The following is a 24,482-nucleotide window of genomic DNA, read 5'->3' as shown; positions in this document are numbered from 1 at the left end:
TTTCAGGCGTCGAACGTGGCCAGCAGAGTTCTTCGCCGCCGGCGCGGCCCGGGCCGCCGTGGACGGTGTGGAGTAAGGGACAACCGTGTCCGGTGGACTCTTCCGCGTTCGTCTTGTTCAGCACCAGCAGCCGGCCGTGCCAGGGGGCGGCGCCCAGCACGACCTCGCGGGCGAACACGGGGTCGTCGCTGACGATCGAGCCCGCGAGGCTGCCGGTCCCGCGCGCGGCGAGCGCGACCGCCGGCTCGGCTCCCTCGTAGGGGCATGAGCCTGCTGACCGGACCGAAGGCTTCGACTTCGTGCGGCGCCGATTCGGCTGTGCCGTCGCACCGCAGCAGTAGTGGGGAGACGAACGCGTCGCGGACCGGGTCGCCGTCGACGAGGTTTTGTAGAACGTTATGCCGGGACGGGGTGCGGGTTCGACGCCGGCCGCCGCCGAAACGTCGACAAAGCGGCAAAGCTGGGTGTGGTAGCGCAACGCCGTCCGACCACCGGTGTAGAGCACGAAGACGCCTTCGCGTGCGTTGGTCATGGCAGTGTGGAGGACGTGCAGCGCGTCCTTGCCGCTGTGGGGTGAGCAGTGCTGAGATTCCGGCGCGTCGGTCCCGACCCGTGGTCACTGCTGCTTACGAGTTGCTCGGCCCTTCGTGCCACTTCAGGGACGCGCCGGTGATCGACGCGGCGCCGGGAGCGATCCGGACGGCGTAGGCCGCGGCGTTCGGGTCGGTGAGGAGAGAGACGTCGATTGACTCCTGGGGCAGCACCATCACGCCGGTCGTGAAGGTTCCGGCGTCGTCGACGGTTCCGATGACCATGGGCACGTCGCTGAGGTTGGTCACGGAGAGGCTCTGGCCGGTGTAGCGCACAATCGGTGCCCAGGCGTCGGGCGGAACCGCCGTGACCGAGCTGCCGTGGAAGATCATCGTGCCGAGGTCGGGTGCGCCTCGGCGTTTGCCGGCGAGGGGAAGGGATCCCCTCGCCTTGCGCGCGGTGGCGTTGGCCCATTTGGATGCGGTGTGGAACAACGACATGGTCGCCTCCGTCCGAAGACCGCGTAGCCGAGTCCCGGCCCAGCTTGCGCCGGAACGAACACGGTCGTTGGTCAGCAGCGTACTCCCGGAAGGCCGGTTCGCGGCCGGACTCGTACCGGCCGCGCCGGGGCCGCGACGCGGGGGTTCTCCGGCATCGGCCGTGGTCGTCCCGGCGGGGGTCGAACCCGGAGCCTCCCCGGTGTGAGCGGGGCGTTCTTCCGCTGCGCTACGGGACGTTGCCACCGGGAGCCAGCGGTGGCGGTGTGTGCGTGCCGGAGGTCGAACCCGGGACCTCCCCGGTGTGAACGGGGCGCTCTTCCGCTGAGCCACGCGCGCGGGGCCGCGTGGATTGTGCGGAGTGGAAGACGTGGGTGTCGAACCCACCGCGGCGATCTTGCAAGGATCGTCTGCGCTCCGGCGCGTCTCCCGGCGGTCGTGCCCGGGTCCACAGGGGACGCCGGGCGCGGCGAGCTCCCCCGCCAGGACTCGAACCTGGTACCTCCCGAGTAACAGTCGGGTGCGCAGCCTGTTGCGCCTCAGGGGAAAGAGTGGGCCGCCAGGGAATCGAACCCTGAACCTGCCGAGTAAAAGTCGGCTGCTCTGCGCGGTTGAGCTAGCGGCCCTCGCGCCGGGGACGTCGCGAAAGTGGATCGCCGGGGAGTCGAACCCCGAACCCGCCGAGTAAGAGTCGGCTGCTCTGCCGTTGAGCCAGCGATCCGGAAAAGCGAGGGAGACCCGCGCGATCGCGAGGCTGATCCCTCTGCGCGGCAACGGGTGCCGCGCGGGTCGAGATGCCAGGAGTCGAAGCTGGTCCGGCGCTTCATCGTCGGCGCTGCACAGACCGCTGTGCTCCACCTCGGGTGCGGGCGGAGGCCGCGCCTCCGTCGTCACGAGCCTCTTCCGGGACTCGAACCCGGTCCTTCCGTTTACGAGACGGGTGCTCTGCCTGGTGAGCTGAAGAGGCGAACTACTGCTGCGAGCGGCCGGAGGGCATCGAACCCTCTGCTTCGGTTTGGAAGACCGACGTGTCCGCCGAGTTCACCACGACCGCGCGACGCCGCGAGTCCGTGGCGTGAAAAATTCCACTGTGAAAATGTCAAGGAACACGCCACCGGAAAGGCGGCGTGAAGCACCGGTGGAAGGAGTCGAACCTTCGGCGAACGGCTTTGGAGACCGCCGCGCTCTCTCCGGAAGCTCACCGGTAAATCGACAGCGCGAAACAGAGAAAGCCGCCCGGATCGGTTTCCCGATGGGCGGCTCCCTCGACCTGATGACGTGTCACCTCGGAGGTGGGGAGCCGTCGGTAATGCCGTTGACAGTGCAGCCGAATGGTTTCCGGCCCGACGAGTGCACGGCGACGATCGCGGCGGCCGGATTCCGGCGCTGCGTCCCTCGCTTCCGCGTGTTCGTCATGACCTGTCCCTTCGTTCGCTGGTGTGCACCCATCATCTGCGGCGCGTCCGCGGACGTCAAACTTGTTTTTCCTGAACCGGCGGCCGGGGACCATTCCGCCGAAATCTTCGCGTGGCCTTCGGAGGTGATGTCGGCGTTGACCGAGCGCGTCGCCGGCAGTGATCTCGTGGTGATCGCGAGCCCGACCTACAAGGCCACCTACACCGGGTTGGTCAAGGCCTTCCTGGACCGCTACGCGGCGGGCGCGCTGGCCGGGGTGACGGCGATCCCCGTGATGACCGGGGGGAGCCCCGCCCCTCGATGGGCGTCGACAGCCACCTCGCGCCGCTGCTGACCGAGGTCGGCGCCGTGGTTCCGGGAGCCGGGTGGTACTTCGAGACCTCGTCGATGGACGCGCTGGACGCTCTCGCCGACGAGGCGGCCGCGCGCTACGCCCGCACGATCGGGCAGCTCGCCCGCCTGGCCGAGGGGGTGCGGATCCCGTGACGCGACAGTTGACGAGCGTCGGTGATTCCCGCGCGTATCGCGACGCCGTGGGGCGTTACGCCTCCGGTGTCGTGGTGGTCGGTGCGACCGCGGACGACGGGCAGCGTCTCGGGTTCACGTGCCAGTCGTTCCACAGCGTTTCCCTTGACCCGCCGCTGATCCTGATCGGCGTCGCCCGGACCTCGAGCACCTATCCGCTGATCCGCGACGTCGGCCGGTTCGCCGTGTCCGTGCTGGGCCACGGCCACCGGGAGGTCGCCTCCGCGTTCGCCCGCAAGGGCGTCGACCGGTGGAGCGGGGTCGCGCACACCGAAACCGCGACCGGAAACCCCGTCCTCGCCGGGAGCCTCGTGTGGCTCGACTGCGACATCGACGCCGAGCACGAGGCGGGTGACCATCACCTCGTCCTCGGCCGGGTGCTGGAGATGAGCTCGCCGGACGCGCAGGACGGCGCCGAGCCGCTGCTGTTCGACCGCGGTGGTTTCCACCGCATCGCCTCGAAGCCCGCCGCCGGCTGAGCGACCCGGGTCCGGCGGCGGAGAGGGCCGACTCTCCATCGCCGGAGCCCACGAAGGAAGACGACGATGACACAGCAGCTTTCCTCAGCAGGCAGCCGGTTCGACACGGTGAGCGCCGAGCGGGCCGCGGCTGCGATCGCGGCCGGCCGGCCGGTGGTGGTGGCGGGCACGCACGGCGACCTCGTGTTCGCCGCTCAGGACGCCACGCCGCACCTGGTATCGGTGTCCGTGCGCTACACCGACGGGTTCGTCTGCGTCGCCCTGCCGGACGAGGAGTGCGACCGCCTCGGGCTCCCACTGATGCACCCGGGGGCGCCCTCGTGCGGAGGAGAAGCCTTCGCCGTCACGGTCGACGCCCGCGCCGGCGGGACGACCGGCATCTCCGCGGCCGACCGGGCTCGCACCATCCGGCTACTGGCCGATCCCGCGGCCACGCCGGCCGACTTCACCCGGCCCGGCCACGTCGTGCCCATCCGGACGGCCCGCGAAAACACCCAGCACCGCGCCGGGCGCGGCGAGGCCGCCCTCGCCCTGGTGCGGCTCGCGGGCAAGCGGGAAGCCGCGGTGCTCAGCGGCATCGTGTCGCAACGGGAGGCGGGCGACCTGGCCGGACCGGAGGAACTGGCGTCGTTTGCCGCCGAGCACGGCCTGCTCGTCGTGTCGGCCGCCGACGTGCTGGCCCCCAGCCTGGGAGCTCACACCGCGTGTCCCCACTGCGGGCACGCGGTGTGACTCCGACGTGCGCGCCGGTCAAGCGGTTGCGGCGCCGACCATCCCGGCGTCGCGAGGTGCGGCAGCCAGGCGTCTGAGCGACACGACGTGCAGCGCGATGGCGAGGGGCACGGCCGCCGTCGGGATCAGCGCGAGCGGCAGCAAGCCCGACGCCCCGGCCGGCTCACCGAGGACGAACACCGAAACCGCCGCACCCGACGCAAAGGTCGGGTCGTCCGGGAGTCCCAGCGCGAGCGGCTCCTGCGTGCCGCGATCGAGCTCTTCTACCGCGACGGCGTCGCCGTCTGTGCCAACGCGCTGTGCCGGCGGGCGGGAATCTCCAAGAAGTCGATGTACGAGCTGTTCGACAGCAAAGACGCCCTGCTCGAAGCCGCGCTGCAACGCCGCATCGACGACGACGCGGCCTTCCTGTTGCCCCCGCCGGGTTTCAGCTCCAGCCCCCGCGCGCGGCTGCTGCACGTCTTCGGGCAGCTGGAAGCCTTCGCGAAGTCACCCGACTACCGGGGTTGCGCCTACCTCGTGACGCAGCTCGAACTGAAAGACCCCGCCCACCCCGCGAGCGTCGCGGCCGCCCATCTCAAGAAGGAGCACCTGGAGAGCTTCTTCCGCGCCGAAGCCGAGCGGGGCGTCGCCACCGACCCCGACTTCCTCACCCGCCAGCTCGCCGTCCTCTACGACCGGGGCCGGCAGCCTCGCCGGTGTCGGCGCCGACGACCTGCGCGGCCTGGCCCTCGCCACCGCGCGGACCCTGCTGGACGCGGCCGGCGTCACGGACTGACCGTCGTCGGCGGACGATCTCCACAGTGGACGGAATCCGCGCGCTGGCTCCTCCTTCTGAGGCGAGGACCGGTACCGGTGGCTTGATTACCATCGCAGGCACCGGCTGTCGACAGAAGGGATCGGCGCCATGGTCCAATGGATCCCCGGTCTGCGGGTGGTGCGGACCTACCGGCGCCAGTGGCTGGTCAAGGACGTGGTGGCGGGTGTCGTCCTCACGACGCTCCTGGTGCCGCAAGGCATGGCGTACGCGGAGCTCGCCGGGTTGCCCGCGATCACCGGTCTGTACACGTCGATCCTGTGCCTGCTGGGTTCCGCGGTGTTCGGGCCGTCACGGATCCTCGTGCTGGGGCCCGACTCCTCGCTCGGGCCGATGATCGCGGCGACCATTCTGCCGCTCGTGGCGGCGGAGTCCGACCCGGCGCGGGCCGTCGCACTGGCGTCGATGCTGGCGATCATGGTGGCGGTGATCATGATCGTCGCCTCGGTCGCGAAACTCGGGTTCATCGCCGACCTCATCTCGAAGCCCACGATGATCGGGTATCTCAACGGGCTGGCTCTGACCATCGTGGTGGGCCAGCTGCCGAAGCTGTGCGGGTTCAGCGTCGACGCGGAGGGGCTCATCGCCGAAATCGGCGCGGTGGCCCGGCAAATCGCGGGCGGCGAGGTGGTCGGCGCGGCCGCGGCGGTGGGCCTCGGCGCGCTCGCGGTGATCTTGGTGCTGCAGCGATGGGTGCGCAAAGTCCCCGCGGTCCTGGTCGTCGTCGTGCTCGCGCTCATCGCGGTTCCGCTGCTCGACCTGGCCGAGCACGGCGTGCAGGTGGTCGGCGTTCTTCCGGCCGGGTTTCCTCCGCTGACGTTCCCGCACGTGGGGTTGGCCGATCTCGCGCCGCTGTTGGCCGGCGCGGTGGGCATCGCGGTGGTGTCGCTGGCGGACACGATCTCCACGGCTTCGGCCTTCGCCGCCCGCACCGGGCAGGAGGTCCACGGCAACCAGGAGATGACGGGCATCGGGGTGGCGAACCTGGCGGCAGGGCTCTTCCAAGGGTTTCCGGTCAGCACCAGCAGCTCGCGGACCGCGGTCGCGCAGCAGGCGGGGGCGCGCACCCAGCTGACGGGCGTCGTCGGCGCTGTGCTGATCACAGTGATGATCGTGGCGGCGCCCGGCCTGTTCCGGAACCTGCCACAGCCGGTACTGGCCGCGATCGTCATCGCCGCCGCGCTGTCGCTGTCCGACGTGCCCGGGACGGTGCGGCTGTGGCGGCAGCGCAAGACCGAGTTCCTGCTTTCGGTCGCCGCGCTGGCCGGCGTTGCCCTGCTCGGCGTGCTGCCCGGCATCGCGATCGCCGTGGGACTGTCGATCCTGAACGTGTTCCGGCACGCGTGGCTGCCTTACCACACGATCCTCGGGCAGGTCGGGGGTCTGCGCGGGTTCCACGACGTCCGGTCCTACCCGCACGCACTGCGGCTTCCGGGCCTGGTGATCTTCCGGTTCGACGCGCCGCTGATGTTCGCCAACGCCAGGACCTTCCGCGGCGAGATCCGCCGGCTGGCCTCGGAAAGTCCCGCCCCCAGCTGGATTCTCGTGGCCGCCGAGCCGGTGACCGACCTGGACACGACCGCGGCCGACATGCTTCGTGACCTCGACGACGAGCTCAACGCCCGCGACATCAACCTGGTCATGGCCGAAGTCAAGGACCCGGTGCGGCGCAAGATCGACCGGTACGAGCTGACCCGTACCTTGGACCCCACTCGTTTCTACCCCACTGTCGGCGCCGCTGTGGCGGCGTTCCGCGAGGAGACGGGCGCCGACTGGGTGCCGTTCAATGCAGGTGGACGAGAATCAGGTTCTTCAACAGGATCATGACGACGCCGAGCAGCCCGGCCGCGCAGGTCGTCACGATCAGCGCCGCGCCGCGCAGCCGGGCCACCCGCGCCGCGGACCACGCGTGGTAGGTCAGGACCACCACGGCCACCGCCAGCCCGGTGTTGGCCGCGGCCACGGGTGAGGCGCCGGCGAGCCGGGCCAGCAGCAGCGCGGCGATCGGGCCGAAAGAGGCCGTCACCATGGGCCACGTGGCCCGCAGCTCCGCGGCGATCCGTGCCCGGCTCGGCAGTTTGCCGTCCTCGACTTCCTCGCCCAGCAGCTCCGCGTATTCCTCGGCCGTCCAGTAGACGAGCAGCGTGACCACGACCGCGACGGCCAGCGACAGGGTGGAGAGCTGCCCGCCCACGGCGGTCAGGATGGCCGCGGTGACGATCACCCCGTAGATGCCCGCCGCGCGTCGCCGCCCGGCGTTTCGGTCGCCCCCCTGCTCGGCCATGCCCACCTCCGCCTGCTCCTTACCGGAAACCGGCCTGGCCGGTCACCCGGTCGCGGCGGAGAGCAGGAGCGGCCCCGCCGGCCTCGGCCTGCCGGCGGGGCCTGGCCGGCCCGCGCTCACCGAGCGAGTGCCTTGGCCTTCAGGGATTCGTACTCCTGCGCGTTGATGGCGCCGGTGTCGAGAAGCTTCTTCGCTTCGGCGATCTGGCCGGCGGCGCCCTTGTCGCCGTTGCCGGCCACCGAGCGAACGTAGTCGTCGAACTGCTTCTGGTTGGACGACGCCTCGGCCCGGCGGCGTTCGCCCATGTGCTTGCCCTGCGCGATGAGATAGATCAGCACGCCGATGAACGGCAGCACCAGGACGAACACGGTCCAGCCGGCCTTGCCCCAGCCCGAGACGTCCGAGCGGTGGAAGAGGTCGCCGAAGATCACGATGAGCATCCAGAACCAGACCACCCAGCCGAAGAACACCAGCATGGTCCAGATCACGTCCAGGAACGGGTAGTCCGATTGAGCCAGTGCCATCACGCCTCCGATGCTCGACACCCGCACGACCGGGAGGTCCGTCCACAACGGACCGCCAAACAGGGTCGAGCGGCTCCCGGCCGTGTCCCCCGGCCTGCCCCGGCCGCGGGCTCCGCCCGCGAGAGCTGCCGTAAACGGTCACCGGAAGCGTTCCCAGCGACCGCCCCTCGCGGCATCACCCGGCGGAGGTGAATTCCGGCGCCGGGATCGGTTCCCCGGTGCCGCCGGGCTGAGCTCACCGCACCGCCCGGCCCGCCCGGACCGCCGCGCCGGCGACGCCGGACAGCGTGCTCGTGATCACGAGACCGATGAGGAGGTTCCCCGCGGCCGTCGCGAACCGGGCGCCGCGGTCCGCGTCGAGGCCCAGCGGGATGACGACGGCGATCGCGGTGACGAGCAGCATGATCGAAACGAAGAACGACTTCGCGCGTGGCGTGCTGATCAAAAGCAGGTGGAGCAGTCCCGTCGCCGCGAGGGCGACGACGGCGGCGCCGACCGCGTAGGCCACCGTGCCGACACCGCCCCAAGCGCCCTCGCCTTCAGGGGCCAGCACGGGCACGTCGAACAGGCCGCGCGCGACGAGCACCACCACGATGGCGGCCAGTGCCGCGACCACTGCCGTCGCGCCGCCGCCGGCCCACAGCCTGCCCGCGACGACCCGGGGCCGCGTGTCTCCGGTCATGAGCCCTCCGCAGGTCTCGCGCCCGCCCCCCGGGGCGATTGCCGTCACCGAAACACGTCCGGGGGCCGCGGGCTCCTCCGATTCGGGTGAAGCGGTGCGCGCGTGCCGTCGCGGCGGTGCGAGGCGCGGAATCCGCTCCACAGTGGATGGACAGCGGACGGACCGCCGTCAGTGAGCCGGGTCCACCAGCTGCCGGACGGTGTCGGTGACGAGGCGGCGGCGTTCGGGTTCGGGGACGAGGCCGCCGACGTCTTCGCCCTGGTTCTGCCACATGTTCGCGATAGTCAGCACGAGGGCGAGCAGCTCGCCGGGCGTTCGCTGAGCGGTCACGGCGCCGCGGCGCTGCGCGTCCTCGATCGCGGCGGTTTTGTCGGTCATGGACTTGGCGACGACGGGCCGGACGCCGCCGCGTTCGAGCTGGTACCAGGTGATGAAGCGCATCACGTCCGGGTACCGCAGTCCCGCGTCGTAGAGCTGGCCCGCGTATTCGGGCAGGTCGTCCGCGTCGAGGGGGATCCCGGAGACGACCTGCTCCACGATGGCGTCGTAGACCGCCTCGTACAGCCCTTCTTTGCCGTCGTAGAAGGAATACACGAGCCCGGCGCTGACCCCGGCGCGGGTGGCGATGCGCTCCACGCGGGCGCCGCCGATGCCGTGCTCGGCGAACTCGGCGAGCGCGCCGTCCAGCAGCTGCCGCTGCTTGCTCTCGGGGTCTCGGGTCCGGGCCATGCCGTCATCCTAATGAATGTTCATTCGCGCGGAGCTGCCGCAGCAGGCCGAGCATGTCCTCGCCGAACCACGCCTCGGCGATCTTGCCCGCCCGCACGGTGTAGATGCCGATGCCGAACCAGCTCGCGTGACGGCCGGTGGCGGCGACACCGAGGAACGGCCCGGTGTGGGTGCCGCTGTTGGTGAACCGGAGCACGACTGTGTCGCCGTCGACGAGGGTGTCGTGCACGGTCAGGTGCATGCCGGTGAAGGCATCGCCGATCGCGGCGCGCAGGGACGCCTTGTAGGCCTCGAGGCCGTGGAGGTCGCCGGCGCTGCCGGCGTGCCACGCGAGGTCGTCGTGCCAGAGTTCGTCGACGACGTCGAGGTCGCCGCCGTTGACGACCTCGGTGACGAACCGGTGCACGACCGCCGCGGGGTCGGGCGCCGTGCGCGGTGGCTCGAGGAGGTCGTTGATCCACGCGATGGCGCTGTCGAGGGCGAGGTCTCCCAGCGGGGTGGCCATGTTGGTGAATGCGTGCGGGGCTTTGGGCCAGATCTCCAGCCGCGCGTCGCGGCCGGCGAGACGCAGCCGGGAGGCGAGCAGGATCGCGTCGTCGCGAAGTGGGTCGAGATCGCCGACGGTCAGCAGGGTGGGCGGGAAACCGGCGAGGTCGGCCAGAGCCGGGGACAGCTGCGGGGCGCGCCGTTGCTCCGGCGTGTGGCGCGGGAGGGCGAGGTCGGGCAGGCCGTCGATCCAGGACCGGGTGAGCACGAGGCTGTCTTCGGTGGCCGCGGCGGCGCTGGGGGACAGGCCCAGGTCGTAGATGCCGCAGTCGAGGTTAGCGCCCCCGAACGCGCCGAACGCGGGGTCACCGGCGTCGCGCAGGGCCAGCAGCGTCGCTGCGGCGAGGTGCGCGCCGGCGGAGATGCCGCCGATCAGCAGCCGGCCGGTGCCGAACTCCGCGGCCGCGTGCCGGGCGAGCCGGCGGGCGACGGCGACGGTCTCTTCGATCTGCTCGGGGACGGTGGCCTCGGGCGCCAGCCGGTATTCCGGGCTGACCACGATCGCGCCGGTCGCACGGGCGAGGCGGTCGTTGACGAGGTCGTCGTCCTCCGGTGCTCCGGCGGCCCAGCCGCCGCCGTGGATGCGGTAGAGGACCGCGCGTGGCTCGGGCGGTGTGAACACGCGCAGCCGGAGGGGGCCGGCGGGGCCCTCGACGTGGCGTTCGGTGGGGCTCAGGTCCGGCACGCAGCACGACGGTGTCCAGCCGCGCGGTGGGCTGGTCGTTGCGCAGGGTGGCGACGGCTTCGTCGAGCTTCTCCTGGCTGCGGCCGGCCAGGAGGACGCGAGCGCCGTGGTGGGTCAGCACGCGGGCGGTCTCGCGGCCGATGCCGCTGTTGCCGCCGGTCACGAGCGCGACGCGGTCGCGCAGGTCGCCGATGCGGTCGGGGGTCCAGTGGGCGGGGGCGAGGGTGCTGGTCATGACTGCCTCCGCTAATGAATGTTCATTTAATAAGACGGGACACGGGAGCGCCCGAAGGTCAATGAATGTTCATTCAATAGTGGCGGCGCTCACCGCCGCGCGCGCCGGAGGTCGAGGGTGGCGGCGCGCGACCAGGCGAAATGGATCGAACCTACGACGCCCGGCCGGTCTTCTTCGGGGTCACGACCGGAGTGTCCCGGTACTTCAGGATTCCCTCGACGCCGAGGCGGAAGGTTTCGCAGACCGGTGCCGGATCGGTGAGGCAGCCGGCGGCCATGGCGCCGTCGCGCAGCATGACGAAGTGCCTCGCGGCCGGCTCGGGCGCCGTCTCGCCGGCCTGCGCGAGCAGCTCGGTGACGACCTCCAGGAACCACTGCCGGTGAGTGAGAACGGCCTGGTGGACGGGGTGCGCGGGATCGGGGTACTCCGCGACGGCGTTGAGGAACGCGCAGCCGCGGAATCCGGGCGTGCGGATGCCGTCGGCGATCGACTCGGCGACCGCGCGGACGGCGTCGGCCCCGGAGGCCCTGCCGGCGCGAGCGGTCTCGATGTCGGCGCGGATCGCCTGGTCGGCCGCCGTCAGGTACGCGACCAGCAGGTCGTCCTTGCTCGGGAAGTGCCGGTAGAGCGTGGCGCGCGTGACGCCCGCGTCGGCGATGACCCGGTCGATGCCGACCGAGTGGAGACCCTCCGAATAGAACAGCCGCGTCGCCGAAGCGAGCAGCCGGGCTCGTGCTTCGGACACTTCGCCGCCCACCTCTCGTCGATGGTTCCACGGTAGCAGATAGAACGGTCGGTCTTGACGACTCGGCTTCGCGGCTGCCATAGTCCTCACCACAAGATAGAACGATCTGTCTACCTGGCCGGGCACAGTCCCGCGACGAAGGAGAACTCCATGAGCACCAGTACCGCTCCGGCCCCCGTGGGCATCGCGAAACCCTTGCGGCGGCTGTACTTCATCCGTTTCGCGTTCGCTGTGGTCTGGGCCGCGCTGCTGTTCGTGACCGGGGCGAGCCTCGGTCCGGTCAGCACCACACTGCTCGTGCTCTACCCGCTGTTCGACGTGGCCGCGGCCGTCGTCGACGCCCGTTCGGCGAAGGGGAGCAAGCCGGTCACCGGCCTGTATGTGAACGTGGTGATCAGCCTGCTCGCCGCCGTGGGCCTGGCCGTGGCGGCCTCGTCGGGCATCCCCGCCGTCCTCGGCGTCTGGGGCGCCTGGGCGATCGTGGCCGGCCTCGTGCAGCTCGCGGTCGGCCTCCTGCGCCGCACCCTGGGCGGCCAGTGGCCCGTGATCTTCAGCGGCGGCATCTCCGTCTTGGCCGGCGCTTCGTTCGCCCTGCAGGCCACAAAGGACAGTGCGTCCCTCACCACCCTCGCCGGCTACGCCACCCTGGGCGGCATCTTCTTCCTCGTTTCCGCTCTGCGGCTGGGGCGCACCGCGAACGGGTCCGACGCCGGCTGAGTTGTCCTGAATCGGACGGGTTTCCCGTCCGGCGTTGCCTGCCGGTCGCCTCGGCAAGCAGAATCGGCGCCGACGTGATGACAAGGTTGTCAACGAGGGGGCGGACATGGCGCTGAGGCGGCGCGCGGTGCTTCAGGGACTCGGCGCGGGCGGGCTCGCGCTGGTGAGCGCGGGCCTGGTGACCCCGGCGGCGCGGGCCGACGCCCCGGCCCGCGGTGGGGAAGCGCCCGACGACGTCGCCGCGACCTACCTGCGCGTGCTGCTGCGCCACACCCGCTGGGCCGAGCAGCAGTTCGACCCGGCGGCCGGCGTCTACCCGGCGAAGGACTTCACGTTCGCCGTGGTCCTGGGCAACGCGGTCCTGCTCACGCGAGACGGGTACGACGCTGCGGTCACGGGCGTCGAGCGCGAGGTACTGCACCGGCACACCGTCGACACCATCCGGCACTTCGCGGCGAGCAACCTCATCACCGGCGGCACCGAGTGGGGCCGCCGGCTGTTCTTCGACACCACGTTCCAGTCCTATTTCCAGCTGGCCGGCCGGTTGCTGTGGCACGACCTCGACGCTGCCACGCGCGCGAACCTGGACGAGATCGCGACCGGGCAGGCCGCGTACACCGCCGGGCTCGGTACCGGCAACGACCCGCTGTCCGGCGACTGGACGCCGAACGGGCTGGCCGGCGGGCACGTCGGCGACACCAAGCTGGAGGAGATGGGCGTGTACGCCCAGGCCCTCGCCCCGGGGATGGCCTGGGCCGCAACGGATCCCCGCGCCGTGCAGTGGCGCGAGTGGTTCGGGCGGTGGAGCCGCAACGAGACCGCGCTGCCCGCCGCGGACCTGGCCAACCCGCGCGTGGTGGACGGTGTGCCCATCTCCGCCAACACGGCGGAGAACCTCTACGACACGTTCCTGGTGGAGAACCACGGTTCCTTCGGCCCGCACTACCAGGAAGAGCTCTGGCGGACCTCCGGCCGCAACGCGATGCACTTCCTGCTGGCCGGGCAGCCGCTGCCGGAGGTGCTCACCGCGCAGCCCAACGGCGAGCTGCTGTGGCGCACGATGCTGCTGATGGCCAGCGACGCCGGCGAACCCCTGATGCCGATGGTCGCCGACCGCGAGCACCTGTACGGCCGCGACGTCATCCCGCTGGCGTTCCGCGCGCAGGTGCTCGGCGACCGCTACGCCGCGCGCGCCGAGGCGCAGCTGGCCGAACGGCTGGAGCCGTACCAGGCCTACGCGCCCGCTGATCGCGTCACGAAGTTCTCGGGCGAGCCCAAGTACGAGCCGGAGGCACGCGCGGAGATCGCGATCAGCTACCTGCTGCACGAATGGCGCGCGGACCACGGTGGCCCGGTGCGTCCGGTGAGCCAGGCGGAATTCGACGCGCACGCCGTCGGCGTCGCGGATTTCGGCGACGGGCCCGGCCTGCTCGCGCACCGCAGCCCCGCCGCGTGGGCAGCGGCGGTGAGCAAACCGGGGTTCACGAAGTTCGCGTGGCAGCCGCACCACGACGACTGGCTGTTCGCCGTCAGCGGGGCCACGCCCATGTTGCTGCCGTCCACCGCGCTGGCCGTGCGGGACCGGCACGCGACGACGTGGGCGAAGGTTCGCGACGGCTTCGACGCGAGCGCCGCGGTGTGGAAGTTCGACCACGGCTACGCCGGTTTCGCGACCCTGCCGACGGGCGCGGCGGTGTACTCCAGCACCGGTCTGGGCGCCGGCGAGGGTGTGGTGTCGGTGTACAACCTCGCCATGCCCGGCGTGCCGGGGCTGACCGGCGAGCGGACCTACCGCACCGCCGAAGGCGTGGTGACCGTCCCCGTCGCGCCGGCGCCGCCGTCCGGCGGCGGGCGCACCGACGACGTGACTTTCTCCGCGGTGACGGCCCGGTACGTGCGGATCCTCGGCGTGCAGCCGGACCCGGCGTACGGATATTCGGTGTGGTCGTTCGAAGTCCGCGACGGGGCGCCGGGCCCCGACCTCGCCCGCGCGGCCGCGGCTTCGGCCTCTTCGGCTTCGCCGGGCAAGGAGGCGAAGTACGCGAACGACGGCGACGCGACCACGCGCTGGGCTGTCTCCGTCGCCGACCGCCCGCGCGCCGACAGCTGGCTCGCGCTCGATTTCGGTGCGCCACAACGGTTCGACCGCGTTTGCGTGGCCTGGGAGGCCGCCGCCGGCCGTCGCTATCGCGTGGAAACCTCGGCCGACGGCACCACGTGGACCGCGGCCGGCACCTACCCGCTGCCCGCCGTCAGCACGACCGGCGGTTGGCTCGACGTCGACGGCCGAGCCGGGTTCGTCGTGTCCGGCTCACCGCACCCGGCCACCGTCACCGGCGACCGGATCGTGCTGTCCGACGGCGATTCCGCGCCCCTGCACGTCGAATGCCACCCGGACCCGCGCGAGCTGGACGCCGCGGTGCGCGCGCCCCGTCCGACGGCGAGTGACGCGGCATTGCGGGTTTCCGTGCTCGACGGGCACCTCGTGCTGTTCAATCTCTCCGGCGCAGCGACGTCGGGAACCCTGACCCTGCCCGCCTCGGGCGGAGCTGCGGCGCTGTACCAGGGCTCGCAGGTCGTCACCGCGACCGGCACTTCGTGGTCGGTGTCGGCGTCGCCCGCCGAAGCCCGCGTCGAACCGGCGCGCTTCACCGTGCGCGGCGTGGGCCACGCCCTGCCCGCCGGCGTGCGCGCGACCGTCGTCGACGCCGCCACTCTCCGGCTGACCGCCGACCGCACCGTGGTTCTTTCGGTGCAGCCGACGGGCGAACCATGGCGGCCCGTGGTCCTCCCCGCCCGGCACCCGGTGACGGTCACCGCCCACCGGACCCGCCCGTACCCCTTGCCGGACCTGGCTTTGGGCGCGGTCACCTTCCCCGCCGAACCCCTCCCACCGGGCATGACCACCCCTGCCGCCGCCGTCGACGACGATCCGCGCACCTCGTGGCGCCCGGGCCCGAACGGCCGCCTCGTCGTCGACCTAGGAGCGGCCCACGACGTCACCACGGCCGAACTGACCTGGACCGGCGGCCGCCTACCCGCCTTCACGGTCGAGACGAGCATCGACGGCCGCACCTACACCGCAGCGCGAACGCCCACCGCGCGCCGCACCACGACGGTCGCCCTCACCGGCACGGCGCGCTACGTCGCCGTCCACGTCACCGGGAACCCGACGGCAAGCCTCACGCGGCTCACCGTGCGGTGACCCGGCGAGCTGCCGACGGACTGTCCACACAGGAAACGGCAGTCCGGACGAGTCGCTCTACCTCGCCCGCTGCGGGGGCGAGGTAGAGCAGGGCGCGCCGGTCAGGAGCGGAAGAACTCCAGCAGGTCCGCGTTGATCGTCTCGGCCTTGGTGGTCGGCATGCCGTGCGGGAAGCCCGGGTAGATTTTCAACGTGGCGTTCTGCAGGAGCTTCGACGACAGCAGGGCGGCGTCGGCGTAGGGGACGACCTGGTCGTCGTCACCGTGGCCGACGAAGACGGGGACGGTGATCTTCTTCAGGTCCTCGGTCTGGTCGGTCTGGGAGAACGCGACGATGCCGTCGTAGTGGGCCAGCGCGCTACCCATCATGCCCTGGCGCCACCAGTTCTGGATGATCGCCTCGTCGGGTTCGGCGCCGGACCGGTTGTAGCCGTAGAACGGGCCCGAGGCCACCGCACGGTAGAACACCGAACGGTTGGCCAACAGCTGCGCCTGCAGGTCGTCGAAGGCGCTCTTGGGCAGGCCGCCCGGGTTCGAGTCGGTCTGCAGCATCAGCGGCGGGATGGCGGACAGGATCGCGGCCTTGGCGACGCGGGCCTCGCCGTGGCGGGCCAGGTAGCGCACGACCTCGCCGCCGCCGGTGGAGTGCCCGACGTGGATCGCGTCGTGCAGGTCGAGGTGCGCGGTGACCGCGGCGAGGTCGTCGGCGTAGTGGTCGAGGTCGTGTCCGTCGGCGACCTGCGACGAGCGGCCGTGACCGCGCCGGTCGTGGGCGATGACGCGATAGCCCTGCTGCAGGAAGAACAACATCTGGTTGTCCCAGTCGTCCGCCGACAGCGGCCAACCGTGGCTGAACACGATCGGCTGGCCGGTGCCCCAGTCCTTGAAGAAGATCTCGACACCGTCGTCGGTGGTGATCGTCGGCATGGCTTTGTCTCCGTTTCTCGCGACGTTCCCGAATACCTCGTGAATCTGTTGCGTGGACACTGAGCGAAGCGCGTCGAACCTGCGCTTCGCAGACTACGCTTGCGCCACCTCTGATCCGGTGGCGTTCACGTTCGAGGCCCTTGGATGATTGCCCGCACCGAAGGAGGGGACCACGCGTGAACGGCTCACGTTTCACCGGAATCGGCTCATGGACGCGCTGAGCCGGCTCATCCGGCTCGTGCACCCGGAGAGCAGCATCGACGTGCGGTGCCTGATGGCCGGCAGGTTCTCCGTGGACCACGAAGCGGCGGCACCCTGGCAAATGCCGTTCTACGTCGCGCTCGAAGGCAGGTGCACCGTGACCACGGCGGCGGCCGTCGTCGACCTCGCCCCCGGGCATCTGCTCGTCCTCCCGCACGGCGACGCCCACCACGTCAGAGTGACCTCAGGCCGGGAGCTGCCGTTCGAAGACGAACAGGGCGCCGCGTTCACCACTCGCCGCACCGTCGGCGCCGAGCCCGACCACGACCTGTTCTGCGGCCACTTCCACTTCGACACAGCCGCCGGAATGCTGCTGTTCCGCCTGCTGCCGTCCCTGCTGCACGTCACGCTCAACGCTTCGGCGCTGGCCCTGGCCGAGGTCCTGCGCGCGGAAGCCGCCTTCGACGGCCCGGGAACGAGCGCCATCGTGTCCTCGGTGTGCGACGCGCTGCTCGCGATGGCGCTGCGCAGCCGCCCCGAGCAACGCCTCAGGATGCCCGCGCTGGGGACCGCGATGGGTGACGACGTGCTGGGTGAGGTGATCGCCGGCGTCGTCGAACGGCCCCGCGAACCGTGGACCATCGAGCGCATGGCCGCGGCGGCCTCGATGTCGCGTGCCACGTTCGTGCGGCGGTTCACGGCGCGCACCGGGGGCACCGTGTCGACGCTGCTCACCACCGTCCGCATGATGATCGCCGCCGACCTGCTGGCGAACTCCGACCGATTCGTGGTGCGCATCGCGGGGGAGGTCGGCTACCGGTCCGAATCGGCGTTCGTGGAGGCGTTCCGCGCCGCGGTGGGCACCTCGCCCGCGCGGTTCCGGAAGAACTCGATGACCCGTGAGTGACGCGCGAGTGATCTCCGACTTGGTGCGGTTCGCGGCCGCGTGGCGCGTCAGGACTGGCTGACCAGCCGGTACCCGGCGGCGGAGAACTCGGCCGTCAACGCGTAGCGGTCGCCGCGGACGAGGGTGTGGCGCCACTCCATCGGGCGGCCCTGGGAGTGGCTCAGGCGGTTGATGGCGAAGGCCGCGACGTCGTGGGCGCAGGCGAGCTGGGTGCGTTCGGCGGCGGTGGGGATGACGGCGTGCACCTCTTCGCGGCCTTGGTCGAGGCGGATGCCGGTGCGGCGGGCGAGCTCGCCGTAGAGGCTGGTGTGCGTGAAGTCGGCCTGCAGCAACGGTTTCGCGACGTCGGCGGGCAGCCACACGCGGTCCATCGCCAGCGGCTCGTCGCCCGCCAGGCGGAGGCGCTCCAGATAGACCAGCGGCGTCGAGGCTTCGAGGTCGAGGCGCTCGGCGACGAGTGCGTCGGCGCGGACGTCGAACGTGCGGACGATGCTGTGCTGCGCGAGGCCGGCCGCCTCGACGGACGTGAACAGGCTGTAGAGCGCGCCCAGCGGCTGCGCGATCTCGGCCGGCGGGGCGACCCGCGGCTGACGACCGCGCTCGGCGACGACCACCCCGTCGGCGCGGAGCTGGCGCAGGGCCTGGCGCACCGTGTGGCGGCTGACACCGTACTCCTCGGCCAGCGCGAGCTCACCCGGGAACTGTTCGGTGAACTCACCGGCATCGAGCCTGGTCAGCAGCTCGCGCTGGAGCTGGCGCCAGAGCGGTTCGGAGCCGGAGCGGCTCAGCGTTCGTGGGGCCATGGCCTCCTCCGGGCTGTCTCGCCCGACACTACCGGTAGCCAAATGTGCGGACATAATCTACGTTCAATGTACGTACATTTGGGCACGGGCGGACTCGGGAGGGGAATGTCGATGGGGACACGCGAACGAGCGGGCGCCCGGTGACCGCCACCCAGGACCGGGTCGCCGACCGGCACCCGGCGCGGGACCGCGTCGCCGAAGCCGTTCCGGGACTGCTGGTGGCGCTTCTCGTCGCCGGAGTCGCGACCGCGCTGGGCTCGCTGGTCCCGATCGTCGGCGGACCCGTGTTCGGCATCCTGCTCGGCGCGCTGGCCGCGGCGGTCGTGCCGGGGCTGCGCGAGCAGCGGTGGGCGCCGGGCTACGGCGTGGCCTCGAAACCGGTGCTCCAGCTGTCGATCGTCGTGCTCGGGACCGGGCTGTCGCTGCAGGAAGTGGTCCGCGTCGGGGTGCAGTCGCTGCCCGTTATGCTCGGCACGCTCACCGTGGCCCTCGGCGGGGCCTGGCTGCTGGGCCGCCGGCTCGGCATCGATCGCGACACACGCACGCTGATCGGCGTGGGCACGGGCATCTGCGGCGCGTCCGCGATCGCCGCCACCACCGCCGTCATCAAGCCGAAGCAGACGGACGTCGCCTACGCCATCGGCACGATCTTCACCTTCAACATCGCCGCCGTGCTGCTGTTCCCGCCGCTGGGCCACCTGCTCGGCATGAGCTCGCACAGCTTCGGCCTGTGGGCGGGCACGGCCATCAACGACACCTCCTCGGTCGTCGCCGCCTCCTTCGCCTACGGCGGCGACGCCGGCTCGTACGGCATCGTCGTCAAGCTGACCCGCACGCTCACGCTCATCCCCATCGTGATCGTGCTCGCGTTCCTCACCGCCCGCCGCGAAGCCCGCCAGAACGCGGGCGGGGCCGGATTCAGCATCCGCACCATGCCGTGGCGGCGCATCGTCCCGCTGTTCCTGGTGGGCTTCATCGCCGCCGCGGCGCTCGACACCCTCGGCGTCGTGCCCGCCTCCTGGCACCCCGCACTGTCCACATTGGGCACGTTCCTCATCACCACCGCACTGGCGGGCATCGGGCTTTCCCTGCGCCTGGCGGACATGCGCCGCGCCGGCCCGCGCCCGCTCCTGCTCGGCGGCGTCCTGTGGATCGCCGTCGCGGCCACGAGCCTCGGCCTGCAAGCGGCGACCGGCTCGCTCTGAAAACCGCTGCGGGCGGGGCCGGCGGATCCGCGAGCAGGAGTCCCCTACCCGATGTGGTCGCCGCGGTCGGGGGACGGCACGTAGCGAACGTCCGCGGGCGCGTCGTGCGTGTGGATGAGGCTCGTGTCCCACCGGTGCGGCACCGACGCCGCCACCCGTTCCACAAGGTGGCTGCAGAACACCGGTGCGCTCAGCCGCACCAGTCGTGCGTCGCCGGTGTCGAGTGCGAACGCGTCGGTCTCGCCGGTCACCTCCACGCGCCGGTGCCGCACGTCGGCCGGACGTGGCAGGCCGTAGCCGTGCAGCAGCGAGTTGCGGATGATCCACAGCACCACCGCGTCGTCGTGGTCCACGCCGTGTTCGATCAGCAGCCGCTTGAATCGCTGCCCCGCCGGCGCGGACGTCCCCGACAACGTGTCGAGCACGATCATGCCCAGGCAGACCCCGACCCACGACCGCGTGCCGGACCCGTCACCCGTCTCGGGGTCGCGCCCGTGCGCGGCCCGCATGTCGCGCAGGGCGAGCTCGATGGGCAGGTACTCCCGCCCCGGGTGCGGCGCGCAGTGCAGCCGCCTGAGCGGCGCACCGCCGCGGTCGTCGAGCGTGGTCACTGCCGCACGGTACCCGGCCGGCCCGGTGTGGCTCAGCACTCGTCGGCTCGGACGTCGTCGGCGGGGCGGCTCAGGCGAAGCGAGCCGCCAACTCCTTGGCCTTGGTGACGGCGTCCTCGTGTGCTCGGGCCCGAGACGCTTCGTACCGGCGAACGGCTTCCGGTCCCCATGCCCGCTTCATGGCGAAGGTGAGCTCGGGGATGAAGTCGATCCAGGCCTTGAGCGTGCTGGGGACCGTGAGGTTGTACATCGGGGCGGTGATCAGGCGACGTCGGCCTGTTCGAGCTCGCGGGCCAGTGTGGCACGCAGGGGGTCCTCGTTCCCGGCGATGAACACGTCGTCGGTGAGGTGGGGGAGCGGGTCGGCTGTCAGATTGCGGTAGATCACCGTCCCGTGGGGGTGCTGGGCCTCCCACTCTCCGCGAAAGGTGGCTGTCACGTCACGCGAGGTGGACGTGCCGCCGGGCCAGATCGAGCTGTCGAGGCATGTTCTGCTGACTTTCGTTGCGTCGTTCGGGGACGTTCCGGCTCCGGTGCCGCCCGCCGTGACGTCCACTGTGGACCCGGCCGGATGAGTGCGCGGATCTGCGTGTTCAGGTGGCCGGCACGACGTTGTGGTTGATCTGGAACATGGTGGCCGGGTCGTGGGTCAACTTGGCGGCCGCCAGGCGCGCGTAGCGTTCCGGTTCGTAGATCGCGGCGGCGTCGGGCGCCGCTATCGGCGCGAGGTTGTTCACCAGCCGCCGGTCGCTTTGTCAGGGCCGCATGCCGTCGAGTAGCTCGGCGACCGACCACTTGAGCTGTACGGTGTCTCTTACGGTGTCGAGGATTGCCGGGGCTCACTGTCCGCAGTGGAGCCACCATGCGCTCGCCGTCCTGGGCCGTGCCGTTGTAGGCCAACCGCAAGGACATCGTGAATGCGCCGCGTAGCGGTTCGGGCATCGGTCGCAGCCGCAGCACGGCGAACGACGAAATCATGGTTTCCGGGGTGCCCGGGTGCCAATCGGCCCACGCCCGCAGCGCGTCGGCCATTCGCTCAACCAGAACCGGCCGGTGGTCCTCCGCCGCGAAAGCGACGGCCTGCGCATCGGCCGTGCTCTGGGCCGGCACGATCACCGCGGGCACCAGTTCGTGATGCAGGTTGAACACAGGGCGTCCGTCGTCGTATCCCGCGTCACCCGGCAGCAGAACCGAACCCGCTGCCACCGCCGCCAGGGCCGCGGCCTCCTCCGAGGCCGCCGGCCCGCCGGCGCCCGGCAGACTGGCGGGGCGAGGTCAGCCGGCGACTTGGTAGCGGCTGGTGATGGCGACGCGGTTGAAGGCGTTCATCACCGTGACCAGCCAGGAGACGGCCGAGATCTGGTCTTCGGTGAGTTCGGCCGCGGCGGCGCTGTAGTCCTCGTCGCTGACGTGTCCGTCCGGTACGCGGGTGATCGCCTCGGTCAGGCGGAGGGCGGCGCGGTCCGTCGCCGAGAAGTACTCGGTCTCTTCCCACGCGGGCAGCACCGCGATCCGGTCGGGGTTTTCGCCCTTCTTGAGGGCGTCACGGGTGTGCATGCGCAGGCAGAACGCGCAGCCGTTGATCTGGGAGGTGCGGATCCTCACCAGCTCGACCAGGAGCGGGTCGAGCCCGGCCGCGACGGCGCCGTTGTCCGCCTCCGCCGACAGGGCGATGAGGGCCTTGTAGGCGGCCGGGTGCTGCTTGTCGATGCGGACGCGCTGCGTGTTCGTCACAGTTCCTTCGATTCCTTCGTGTGGTCCGAGCCGCGCCCTCCGGGCGCGTCGTGCGTTCTCGGCAGGGAGACGAGGCAGCCTCGGCAGGTGTGACAGCTCAGACCTGAGAAAGTTTGTCCGGGTTCATGACCCTGCGGTACGCGGTGATCAGACCGTCGGTGATCTGCACCGTGTCGACGGAGAAAACGCGGCCCTGCCGGCGGAACACGAGGGCGGGTTCGCCGCCGACCTCGACGAAGTCGATGTGGTCCGGACGCCACTGGCGACCCACTCGCACCATCACCTCGGCCACCCGCTCACCACCGTGGATGAGCTTGCGTGCCGCGGAGATCTTGCCGCCGCCGTCGGTGACGTAGACGGCGTCCGGGTGCAGGAGCCGCACCAGGCCGGCCAGGTCGCCGGATTCGTAGGCGGCGCGGAAGGTCGCCAGCAGCCGTTCGCGCTCCGCTTTCGGCGCCGGGGAAGGGGACTGCTTCGCTTTGGTCACCCGGCGCCGTGCCCGCGAGGCGAGCTGCCGGGCCGCTGGTACGGACACGTCGAGCACTTCCGCGATCCGGGCGAACTCGAAACCGAAGATGTCGTGCAGGACGAAGGCGACCCGCTCCGGTGGGCTCAGCTCCTCCATGATCAGCAGCATCGCCGTGCTCACGGACTCGTCGACGAGCACCCGTTCCGAGGCGTCCGGCCCGGTCAGCAGCGGTTCCGGCAGCCACGGCCCGACATAGGATTCCCGGCGGGAGCGAGCGCTCTTGAGGATGTCGTACGACCGTCGTGCGGCGACCGTGACCAACCAGGCCCGAAGGTCGTCGACCTCGTGCAGGTCGGATCCGGCCGCGCGCAGCCACACGTCCTGGGCCACGTCCTCGGCATCGGCCACGCTCCCCAGCAGCCGGTAGGCCACGCCGAAGACCGCGGGCCGGTGCGTCTCCCACTCGGCGCCGAGCCTGTCCTCCTGCTCGGACCGTCCGGGCGCATGCCCATCACCCATGCAGACCGCAACCTCCTCCGGCACGTGGATCCAGCGTACCCATCGACATCCGGACGCTCGCACCGATGATCGCCGGACAGCCCTCGCGGTGCGGGTGAGGCGGCTATTGTCACTGGCGTGGACGACCTGCCGGAGTTCCAGGCGCGTGAGCTGGCCGCGCTCGTCGAAGACCTGCGCGCGCTCGAGCCGCAACAGTGGCGGGCGGAGACGTTGTGCGCCGAGTGGGATGTCGAGGAGGTCGTCGCCCACCTCGGGGCGGCCGCGACGCTGTCGCGGTGGGCCTGGTTTCGCAACATGATCGGGGCCCGGCTCGACGGGGATGTGCACAACCGGCGGCGGCTCGAGGAGTTCCGGGGGAGTACGCCGGAGGAGACGCTTGAGCGGTTTCGCCGGGTCGGTCCCATCGCCACGCCGGTGAAGCCCGTCTCCGGCGGGGTTGGGTGAGGTGATCGTTCACGCCGAGGACATTCGCCGGCCGCTGGGGCTGAAGCACGAGCCGGACGCCGAGGGACTGCTCGCGGTCGCCCGGTTCTTCGCCACGAAGAACTTCGCGGTGAACAGCAAGACTGTGGCCGCGGGGCTGACTCTGCGGGCGACGGACGCCGACTTCGCCGAAGGCGCGGGGCCCGAGGCTGCCGGCCGCTGCTGTCGCTGGTGATGGTGATGGCGGGCCGTGCGGTGTTCCTGCCCGATCTCAGTGGTGACGGTGTGGCGGAGTTGACCACACGGCTGGGCTCCTGAGCTACGCGCATACCGCCGGTTCGAGCAAGGACAACGCCCGCTGCCGCGCGTCGAGGCCGACGCGAAGGCCGACCGGCATCGGCAGGTTCGGGCCGGCGTGCCCGAACTCGACGTTGCCCAGGACCGGGATGTCGCGGTCGGCGAGGACGATCTCGGGCAGCGTCGGGGATTCCGGGGGCGCGGCGAGGCCGTCGATCGCGTGCGGGACCCCCACGACCATGCCCGAGATCCGGTCCAGGATGCCGCTGTGTCGCAGGACCTGGAGATAACTCCACACGTACGACGCCAGGCCGCCCATCTCTTCCCAGAACAGCACCGCGCCGTCGAACCGGCCCAGCGGAAGCGCGAAAGGCGTCGCCTGCGCCAGCACGATGCGGTTGATCACCCCGCCGATCAGCCGGCCTTCGGCCCGTCCGGCGCGCCAGCACTCCCAGGACGGGGTGGCGGGCAGCGGACCGATCGCTTCCGTGCTGGTCAGCACCTTCGAATGGAGCTTCTCCAGCTCGGCCCTCCGCTGTTCGGGGGCGGCTTGCCAGTGCCCGCCGAGCCCGGGGGTGGCCAGGTCGGCGTGGAACCCGACCAGGCCCGTGCGTGCGTAGAGCACGAGATGCAGCAGCGAGATGTCGCTGTAGCCGAGGATGGGCTTGGGGTCGGCGGTGATCGCGGCGAAGTCGATCAGGTCGAGGTAACCGAGCACCGTCTGGCCGCCGTCGTGTGCGATGATCGCGCGCACCTCGGGATCACGCAGGAGAGCGTTGAACTCCGCGGCGATCTCCGCCGGCGCGGCCGCGCTCCACCACCGGTGCCGTCCCGCTTCGAGCAACGGTGCCCTGCGCACGCGGAATCCCATCCGCTCGAGCACGACCACCGCCTGGTCGAGGTCGGGCTCGTAGCCGGCTTGCAGCGGCCCGGACAGCGCGGCGATGACGACGAGATCTCCGGGCCTCAGGGCGCGGGGTCGTAGCAGCGCGGAATCGGTCACCGCCGGAGTATCCGCGGCTCCCGCAGCACCTCGCGA

General features: G+C 71.2%; 28 protein-coding genes, 7 tRNA genes and 2 pseudogenes. 12 read left to right on the top strand and 25 right to left on the bottom strand.

The window, feature by feature from the left end:
• Positions 1-25: 25 nt before the first annotated feature.
• The 9 genes and pseudogenes from AB0383_RS23560 to AB0383_RS23520 form a co-directional block, all read right to left on the bottom strand.
• Positions 26-380, bottom strand: a pseudogene (locus AB0383_RS23560) (phenylacetic acid degradation bifunctional protein PaaZ); the annotation flags it as partial.
• A gap of 246 nt (positions 381-626) precedes the next feature.
• Positions 627-1,031: a hypothetical protein gene (locus AB0383_RS23555; RefSeq protein ID WP_366188536.1), complete on the bottom strand. Its 405-nt coding sequence runs from the start codon at positions 1,029-1,031 to the stop codon at positions 627-629.
• 264 nt (positions 1,032-1,295) lie between these two features.
• Positions 1,296-1,367, bottom strand: a tRNA-Val gene (locus tag AB0383_RS23550).
• A gap of 135 nt (positions 1,368-1,502) precedes the next feature.
• Positions 1,503-1,575, bottom strand: a tRNA-Asn gene (locus tag AB0383_RS23545).
• Between the two features lie 5 nt (positions 1,576-1,580).
• Positions 1,581-1,654: transfer RNA gene (locus AB0383_RS23540), tRNA-Lys, on the bottom strand.
• Between the two features lie 23 nt (positions 1,655-1,677).
• Positions 1,678-1,749 (bottom strand) — tRNA-Lys (locus AB0383_RS23535).
• 174 nt (positions 1,750-1,923) lie between these two features.
• Positions 1,924-1,995: transfer RNA gene (locus tag AB0383_RS23530), tRNA-Thr, on the bottom strand.
• Between the two features lie 14 nt (positions 1,996-2,009).
• A tRNA-Gly gene (locus tag AB0383_RS23525) sits at positions 2,010-2,082 on the bottom strand.
• Between the two features lie 79 nt (positions 2,083-2,161).
• Positions 2,162-2,234, bottom strand: a tRNA-Trp gene (locus tag AB0383_RS23520).
• Positions 2,235-2,349: 115 nt separating this feature from the next.
• Here AB0383_RS23520 and AB0383_RS23515 point away from each other — a divergent pair.
• The 6 genes from AB0383_RS23515 (at position 2,350) to sulP (ending at position 6,824) form a co-directional block, all read left to right on the top strand.
• Positions 2,350-2,778, top strand: coding sequence for an NAD(P)H-dependent oxidoreductase (locus AB0383_RS23515; RefSeq protein WP_366188630.1), 429 nt, complete (start codon positions 2,350-2,352; stop codon positions 2,776-2,778).
• Positions 2,745-2,930, top strand: coding sequence for a hypothetical protein (locus tag AB0383_RS23510; protein ID WP_366188535.1), 186 nt, complete (start codon positions 2,745-2,747; stop codon positions 2,928-2,930). Before AB0383_RS23515 ends, AB0383_RS23510 begins: the two co-directional genes overlap by 34 nt.
• Positions 2,927-3,448 carry a flavin reductase family protein gene (locus AB0383_RS23505; protein WP_366188534.1) on the top strand — a complete coding sequence of 174 codons (522 nt, stop codon included), beginning with the start codon at positions 2,927-2,929 and terminating at the stop codon, positions 3,446-3,448. Before AB0383_RS23510 ends, AB0383_RS23505 begins: the two co-directional genes overlap by 4 nt.
• 66 nt (positions 3,449-3,514) lie before the next feature.
• On the top strand, positions 3,515-4,180 hold the full coding sequence (locus AB0383_RS23500; RefSeq protein WP_366188533.1) for a 3,4-dihydroxy-2-butanone-4-phosphate synthase: 666 nt from the start codon (positions 3,515-3,517) through the stop codon (positions 4,178-4,180).
• Between the two features lie 87 nt (positions 4,181-4,267).
• Positions 4,268-5,044, top strand: coding sequence for a TetR/AcrR family transcriptional regulator (locus tag AB0383_RS23495; protein WP_366188532.1), 777 nt, complete (start codon positions 4,268-4,270; stop codon positions 5,042-5,044).
• Between the two features lie 43 nt (positions 5,045-5,087).
• Positions 5,088-6,824 carry a sulfate permease gene (sulP, locus tag AB0383_RS23490; RefSeq protein ID WP_366188531.1) on the top strand — a complete coding sequence of 579 codons (1,737 nt, stop codon included), beginning with the start codon at positions 5,088-5,090 and terminating at the stop codon, positions 6,822-6,824.
• On the opposite strand, the gene AB0383_RS23485 is transcribed toward sulP, so the two are convergent.
• From AB0383_RS23485 to AB0383_RS23455, 7 genes and pseudogenes are all read right to left on the bottom strand, one after another.
• Entirely contained in the window at positions 6,781-7,281 is a 501-nt protein-coding gene (locus AB0383_RS23485) for a hypothetical protein (protein WP_364184898.1), read from the bottom strand. The genes sulP and AB0383_RS23485 overlap by 44 nt on opposite strands.
• A gap of 116 nt (positions 7,282-7,397) precedes the next feature.
• On the bottom strand, positions 7,398-7,805 hold the full coding sequence (locus tag AB0383_RS23480) for an SHOCT domain-containing protein (protein WP_364184900.1): 408 nt from the start codon (positions 7,803-7,805) through the stop codon (positions 7,398-7,400).
• 235 nt (positions 7,806-8,040) lie between these two features.
• Positions 8,041-8,487 carry a DUF6069 family protein gene (locus AB0383_RS23475; RefSeq protein ID WP_364184902.1) on the bottom strand — a complete coding sequence of 149 codons (447 nt, stop codon included), beginning with the start codon at positions 8,485-8,487 and terminating at the stop codon, positions 8,041-8,043.
• Between the two features lie 168 nt (positions 8,488-8,655).
• Positions 8,656-9,216, bottom strand: a complete 561-nt coding sequence (locus AB0383_RS23470) for a TetR family transcriptional regulator (protein ID WP_364184904.1) — start codon at positions 9,214-9,216, stop codon at positions 8,656-8,658.
• A gap of 4 nt (positions 9,217-9,220) precedes the next feature.
• Complete coding sequence (locus tag AB0383_RS23465) at positions 9,221-10,447, bottom strand: alpha/beta hydrolase fold domain-containing protein (RefSeq protein WP_366188530.1); 1,227 nt, start codon at positions 10,445-10,447, stop codon at positions 9,221-9,223.
• Positions 10,448-10,532: 85 nt separating this feature from the next.
• Positions 10,533-10,682 (bottom strand): annotated as a pseudogene (locus tag AB0383_RS23460) (SDR family NAD(P)-dependent oxidoreductase); the annotation flags it as partial.
• A 151-nt stretch (positions 10,683-10,833) separates the two neighbouring features.
• Positions 10,834-11,427 carry a TetR/AcrR family transcriptional regulator gene (locus AB0383_RS23455; protein WP_364184909.1) on the bottom strand — a complete coding sequence of 198 codons (594 nt, stop codon included), beginning with the start codon at positions 11,425-11,427 and terminating at the stop codon, positions 10,834-10,836.
• A gap of 150 nt (positions 11,428-11,577) precedes the next feature.
• Here AB0383_RS23455 and AB0383_RS23450 point away from each other — a divergent pair, with 150 nt between their 5' ends.
• Positions 11,578-12,144, top strand: coding sequence for a hypothetical protein (locus tag AB0383_RS23450; RefSeq protein ID WP_364184911.1), 567 nt, complete (start codon positions 11,578-11,580; stop codon positions 12,142-12,144).
• 106 nt (positions 12,145-12,250) lie between these two features.
• Entirely contained in the window at positions 12,251-15,349 is a 3,099-nt protein-coding gene (locus AB0383_RS23445; protein WP_366188529.1) for a discoidin domain-containing protein, read from the top strand.
• A gap of 101 nt (positions 15,350-15,450) precedes the next feature.
• On the opposite strand, the gene AB0383_RS23440 is transcribed toward AB0383_RS23445, so the two are convergent.
• Positions 15,451-16,275 (bottom strand): alpha/beta hydrolase, encoded by an 825-nt coding sequence (locus AB0383_RS23440; RefSeq protein WP_364184914.1) that lies wholly within the window; start codon positions 16,273-16,275, stop codon positions 15,451-15,453.
• Between the two features lie 208 nt (positions 16,276-16,483).
• On the opposite strand from AB0383_RS23440, the gene AB0383_RS23435 reads away from it, so the two are divergent.
• Positions 16,484-17,383: an AraC family transcriptional regulator gene (locus AB0383_RS23435; RefSeq protein ID WP_364184916.1), complete on the top strand. Its 900-nt coding sequence runs from the start codon at positions 16,484-16,486 to the stop codon at positions 17,381-17,383.
• A gap of 47 nt (positions 17,384-17,430) precedes the next feature.
• Here AB0383_RS23435 and AB0383_RS23430 read toward each other — a convergent pair whose 3' ends face one another.
• Positions 17,431-18,186, bottom strand: a complete 756-nt coding sequence (locus tag AB0383_RS23430; RefSeq protein WP_364184918.1) for a GntR family transcriptional regulator — start codon at positions 18,184-18,186, stop codon at positions 17,431-17,433.
• A gap of 140 nt (positions 18,187-18,326) precedes the next feature.
• Here AB0383_RS23430 and AB0383_RS23425 point away from each other — a divergent pair, with 140 nt between their 5' ends.
• A complete protein-coding gene (locus tag AB0383_RS23425; protein ID WP_366188528.1) occupies positions 18,327-19,391 on the top strand; it encodes a putative sulfate exporter family transporter in 1,065 nt (354 codons plus the stop codon).
• A gap of 44 nt (positions 19,392-19,435) precedes the next feature.
• On the opposite strand, the gene AB0383_RS23420 is transcribed toward AB0383_RS23425, so the two are convergent.
• The 6 genes from AB0383_RS23420 to sigJ all read right to left on the bottom strand — a co-directional run bounded on the left by AB0383_RS23420 (position 19,436) and on the right by sigJ (position 22,723).
• Positions 19,436-20,002 carry a hypothetical protein gene (locus AB0383_RS23420; protein WP_366188527.1) on the bottom strand — a complete coding sequence of 189 codons (567 nt, stop codon included), beginning with the start codon at positions 20,000-20,002 and terminating at the stop codon, positions 19,436-19,438.
• Positions 20,003-20,072: 70 nt separating this feature from the next.
• Complete coding sequence (locus AB0383_RS23415) at positions 20,073-20,252, bottom strand: hypothetical protein (protein ID WP_366188526.1); 180 nt, start codon at positions 20,250-20,252, stop codon at positions 20,073-20,075.
• Between the two features lie 11 nt (positions 20,253-20,263).
• A complete protein-coding gene (locus AB0383_RS23410; protein WP_366188525.1) occupies positions 20,264-20,440 on the bottom strand; it encodes a hypothetical protein in 177 nt (58 codons plus the stop codon).
• 154 nt (positions 20,441-20,594) lie between these two features.
• Positions 20,595-20,738, bottom strand: coding sequence for a hypothetical protein (locus AB0383_RS23405; protein WP_366188524.1), 144 nt, complete (start codon positions 20,736-20,738; stop codon positions 20,595-20,597).
• A gap of 538 nt (positions 20,739-21,276) precedes the next feature.
• Complete coding sequence (locus tag AB0383_RS23400; RefSeq protein WP_366188523.1) at positions 21,277-21,735, bottom strand: carboxymuconolactone decarboxylase family protein; 459 nt, start codon at positions 21,733-21,735, stop codon at positions 21,277-21,279.
• Positions 21,736-21,832: 97 nt separating this feature from the next.
• On the bottom strand, positions 21,833-22,723 hold the full coding sequence (sigJ, locus tag AB0383_RS23395; RefSeq protein ID WP_364184927.1) for an RNA polymerase sigma factor SigJ: 891 nt from the start codon (positions 22,721-22,723) through the stop codon (positions 21,833-21,835).
• A gap of 117 nt (positions 22,724-22,840) precedes the next feature.
• Here sigJ and AB0383_RS23390 point away from each other — a divergent pair, with 117 nt between their 5' ends.
• Together AB0383_RS23390 and AB0383_RS23385 are read left to right on the top strand one after the other, a co-directional pair.
• Positions 22,841-23,167, top strand: coding sequence for a maleylpyruvate isomerase family mycothiol-dependent enzyme (locus AB0383_RS23390; protein WP_366188522.1), 327 nt, complete (start codon positions 22,841-22,843; stop codon positions 23,165-23,167).
• A 1-nt stretch (position 23,168) separates the two neighbouring features.
• The gene (locus AB0383_RS23385; protein ID WP_364184929.1) at positions 23,169-23,381 is read left to right on the top strand and encodes a hypothetical protein; all 213 of its coding nucleotides are present in this window, start codon (positions 23,169-23,171) and stop codon (positions 23,379-23,381) included.
• 84 nt (positions 23,382-23,465) lie between these two features.
• Here the strand turns inward: AB0383_RS23385 and AB0383_RS23380 are convergent, their stop codons facing one another.
• On the bottom strand, positions 23,466-24,446 hold the full coding sequence (locus AB0383_RS23380; RefSeq protein WP_364184930.1) for an LD-carboxypeptidase: 981 nt from the start codon (positions 24,444-24,446) through the stop codon (positions 23,466-23,468).
• Positions 24,447-24,482: the final 36 nt, after the last annotated feature.

Origin of the sequence: Amycolatopsis sp. NPDC051373 (assembly GCF_040689465.1) — a bacterium.
Lineage (GTDB): Bacteria > Actinomycetota > Actinomycetes > Mycobacteriales > Pseudonocardiaceae > Amycolatopsis.
Note: the sequence above shows the minus strand (reverse complement) of the source record. Positions and strands in the feature narration are given on the sequence as shown.

Coding starts and splice junctions, on each gene's coding strand:
- AB0383_RS23555 (WP_366188536.1), bottom strand. CDS start 1,031: ATGTCGTTGTTCCACACCGCATCCAAATGGGCCAACGCCACCGCGCGC.
- AB0383_RS23510 (WP_366188535.1), top strand. CDS start 2,745: ATGGGCGTCGACAGCCACCTCGCGCCGCTGCTGACCGAGGTCGGCGCC.
- AB0383_RS23500 (WP_366188533.1), top strand. CDS start 3,515: ATGACACAGCAGCTTTCCTCAGCAGGCAGCCGGTTCGACACGGTGAGC.
- sulP (WP_366188531.1), top strand. CDS start 5,088: ATGGTCCAATGGATCCCCGGTCTGCGGGTGGTGCGGACCTACCGGCGC.
- AB0383_RS23485 (WP_364184898.1), bottom strand. CDS start 7,281: ATGGCCGAGCAGGGGGGCGACCGAAACGCCGGGCGGCGACGCGCGGCG.
- AB0383_RS23480 (WP_364184900.1), bottom strand. CDS start 7,805: ATGGCACTGGCTCAATCGGACTACCCGTTCCTGGACGTGATCTGGACC.
- AB0383_RS23475 (WP_364184902.1), bottom strand. CDS start 8,487: ATGACCGGAGACACGCGGCCCCGGGTCGTCGCGGGCAGGCTGTGGGCC.
- AB0383_RS23470 (WP_364184904.1), bottom strand. CDS start 9,216: ATGGCCCGGACCCGAGACCCCGAGAGCAAGCAGCGGCAGCTGCTGGAC.
- AB0383_RS23450 (WP_364184911.1), top strand. CDS start 11,578: ATGAGCACCAGTACCGCTCCGGCCCCCGTGGGCATCGCGAAACCCTTG.
- AB0383_RS23445 (WP_366188529.1), top strand. CDS start 12,251: ATGGCGCTGAGGCGGCGCGCGGTGCTTCAGGGACTCGGCGCGGGCGGG.
- AB0383_RS23440 (WP_364184914.1), bottom strand. CDS start 16,275: ATGCCGACGATCACCACCGACGACGGTGTCGAGATCTTCTTCAAGGAC.
- AB0383_RS23435 (WP_364184916.1), top strand. CDS start 16,484: ATGGACGCGCTGAGCCGGCTCATCCGGCTCGTGCACCCGGAGAGCAGC.
- AB0383_RS23430 (WP_364184918.1), bottom strand. CDS start 18,186: ATGGCCCCACGAACGCTGAGCCGCTCCGGCTCCGAACCGCTCTGGCGC.
- AB0383_RS23415 (WP_366188526.1), bottom strand. CDS start 20,252: ATGTACAACCTCACGGTCCCCAGCACGCTCAAGGCCTGGATCGACTTC.
- sigJ (WP_364184927.1), bottom strand. CDS start 22,723: ATGGGTGATGGGCATGCGCCCGGACGGTCCGAGCAGGAGGACAGGCTC.